4 protein-coding genes are annotated in these 2,706 nt (G+C 41.7%); all 4 read left to right on the plus strand.

Going from position 1 to position 2,706, the window contains the following annotated elements:
* A partial coding sequence (locus tag KHB02_RS24800; RefSeq protein WP_241114072.1) for a TetR/AcrR family transcriptional regulator occupies positions 1-465 on the plus strand: 465 nt, incomplete at its 5' end.
* 15 nt (positions 466-480) lie between these two features.
* Positions 481-1,365, plus strand: coding sequence for an ABC transporter ATP-binding protein (locus KHB02_RS24805; protein ID WP_213147892.1), 885 nt, complete (start codon positions 481-483; stop codon positions 1,363-1,365).
* Between the two features lie 6 nt (positions 1,366-1,371).
* Complete coding sequence (locus tag KHB02_RS24810) at positions 1,372-2,169, plus strand: ABC transporter permease subunit (protein ID WP_213147893.1); 798 nt, start codon at positions 1,372-1,374, stop codon at positions 2,167-2,169.
* A gap of 16 nt (positions 2,170-2,185) precedes the next feature.
* On the plus strand, positions 2,186-2,706 hold a 521-nt coding region (locus tag KHB02_RS24815; protein ID WP_241114073.1), incomplete at its 3' end, for an ABC transporter permease subunit.

Genomic DNA, 2,706 nt, shown 5'->3' on the forward strand with positions numbered 1-2,706 from the left:
AACAAAAAGCAACTGTACCTATTTCTGTTTGAATATTGCTATGAACTCATTGCAGATGAATTTTATAAAAAAATCAATCTTGCTGAATCGGACTTTTTCGCGAGAATTAGACAATCCATCAAGATTAAGATGGACCTCCTTACGCAATATCCGGACCTTTTCGATTTTATCCAAATTGCGATGATGGAGGATTCTACAGAAATCAAAGTGGAAATGGAAAAAAAGAAAAAGGAACTACTCGATTTGAATTTTGGAAAAATTTACGAGGGTATTGATTTTTCCAAATTTCGGGATGATGTCGACATTCAAAAAATCTTAAAAATTATTACCTGGACCTTTGAAAAAATGAGCGATGAAGAGCTTTACAAGGCTAAGATGCTGCCGGACCACAAAATTGATTATCAAAAAGTCAGCCGAGAAGCGGAAGAGTATTTCGAGGTTTTAATTAAATGCTTCTACAAATAGAGGGAGGCCTCAACTATGAATGTAATAGAAATTAAAAACCTAACCAAGACTTACGGCAAAGCACGGGGAATCACCGACATCAGCTTTAACGTGGAGGAAGGTGAGATTTTCGGCTTCATCGGACCGAATGGGGCCGGGAAATCGACAACGATTCGCACGCTGCTGTCGCTCATATATCCGACAAGCGGCAACGCGACGATTTTTGGAAAGGACTGCATCAAATTTGCCCCAGAAATCAAAAAGGAAATCGGCTATCTTCCGTCGGAAGTGTTCTATTACGATAATATGAAGGTAAAGGACCTTTTGAAGTATTCGGCCAGTTTTTACAAAAAGGATTGCAGCAAGCGGATCAAGGAATTAGCGGAGATCATGGACCTCAACCTCAATAAAAAAATCGATGATCTTTCCTTGGGAAATAAAAAGAAAGTGGGCATTGTCCAGGGGCTGCTTCATGAGCCGAAGCTCATCATTCTTGATGAACCAACAAGCGGCCTCGACCCGTTGATGCAGCAGAAGTTCTTTGAACTTCTTGAGGAAGAGAATAAGAAAGGAGCTACTATCCTCTTTTCGTCGCACATTCTCAGCGAGGTTCAGAGATTATGTAACCGCGTCGCCATCATTAAAGAGGGCAAGATTGTTACAGTTGAAAAGATTAGTACATTAAAAGAAAACAATTATAAAAAGTTTAAAGTGGAAACAAAGGTGCCGCTTGATCAAAACTATTTTAATATAAACGGAGTTAACAACTTGGCAACTAAGGGTAACGTGACGAGTTTTCTATTTAGAGGCGATATCAATGCGGTCCTAAGGAAAATCGCTGAAATTGAAATAACCAACCTCTGGATTGAAGAGCCAGACCTTGAAGAAATTTTCCTTCATTATTACGAAAAGGAGGCCTAATAAATTATGAATATCTTTTTTCATGAATTAAAGGCCTACCGGAAGTCGACGATCATCTGGACGATTTCGCTAATTGCCGTATTTGCGCTGTTTATGTCCATGTTTCCGGCCTTCTCAAAGGATGCTGATGAATTCAAAAAGCTGCTGGAAGGCTATCCGGAAGCTTTAAGGAAAGCAATCGGCCTCAACTTGGGCAATTTATTTACGATTCTAGGATTCTATTGGTATGCGTTGACGTTTATCGTCCTGTGCGGGGCGATTCAGGCCATGAATCTGGGGACTTCGATTGTCAGCAAGGAGGTCCGGGAAAAAACGGCGGATTTTCTTTTGACCAAACCAGTTACCCGAAACCAGGTGTTAACCGCCAAGTTGCTGGCAGCCTTCACTTCACTCGTCATCACGAATGTTGTATATATTGCAGCTGCAACGGTAATCACCACCCAGGTGAAAACAGATGATTTTAGCATGAAACAATTCATATTGCTTTCACTGACGATGATTTTCATTCAACTGATGTTTCTGGCTATCGGCATCATTGTTTCGGTAATCTCATACAAAATAAAGTCCGTGCTGCCCGTGTCGCTTGGGACAGTCTTTGCGTTCTATTTTATCGGCGCAATCAGCGCCACAACGGATGATGAAGCGAAGCGCTACTTTTCACCGTTCAAGTATTTTAATAATGATTATATTTTAAAACATTCAAGCTATGAAGCATCATTTATGATTGTGGGTGCGGTGATTATTTTGCTTGCAGTTGCGGCGAGTTATTTCGTTTATACAAAAAAAGATATCCATGCTGTGTAGGAGGGGGCTCGGGCAAATGAATATCTATGTAAGAGAACTGAAGTCCCATCGGAAATCGCTTATCATTTGGTGCATTGGCGTCTTTCTGATGGTGGTTTCCGGGATGCAAAAATACGCTGGGTTATCATCTTCAGGCCAATCGCTGAATGACCTGTTTCAAGATATGCCGAAGTCCCTTCAGGTGGTGATGGGTGTTGGTGAGCTTGACATGAATAAGGTCAGCGGCTACTACGGGATGCTGTTTATCTATCTATTATTGATGGCAACCATTCATGCGGCCATGCTCGGGGCAACCATCATTTCCAAGGAGGAGCGGGATAAGACGTCGGAATTCCTGTTTGTCAAACCGGTTTCACGGACAAAGATCATTATCGCCAAGCTGCTCGCGGCCTTTACGAATATCTTAATCTTTAACCTAGTTACCTGGGGATCGTCAATTGTCATCGTAGGGAAATACGCTGATGGAGAGTCGGTGAATGGTGATATTGCCATCACCATGATGGGAATGTTCATCCTGCAGCTTTTGTTTATGGCCAT

Source organism: Neobacillus citreus, assembly GCF_018343545.2.
GTDB classification, from domain to species: Bacteria; Bacillota; Bacilli; order Bacillales; family Cytobacillaceae; genus Neobacillus; species Neobacillus citreus.

Bases quoted from the DNA above. Each gene is read 5' to 3' on its own strand.
- KHB02_RS24805 (WP_213147892.1), top strand. From the start codon at position 481: ATGAATGTAATAGAAATTAAAAACCTAACCAAGACTTACGGCAAAGCA.
- KHB02_RS24810 (WP_213147893.1), top strand. From the start codon at position 1,372: ATGAATATCTTTTTTCATGAATTAAAGGCCTACCGGAAGTCGACGATC.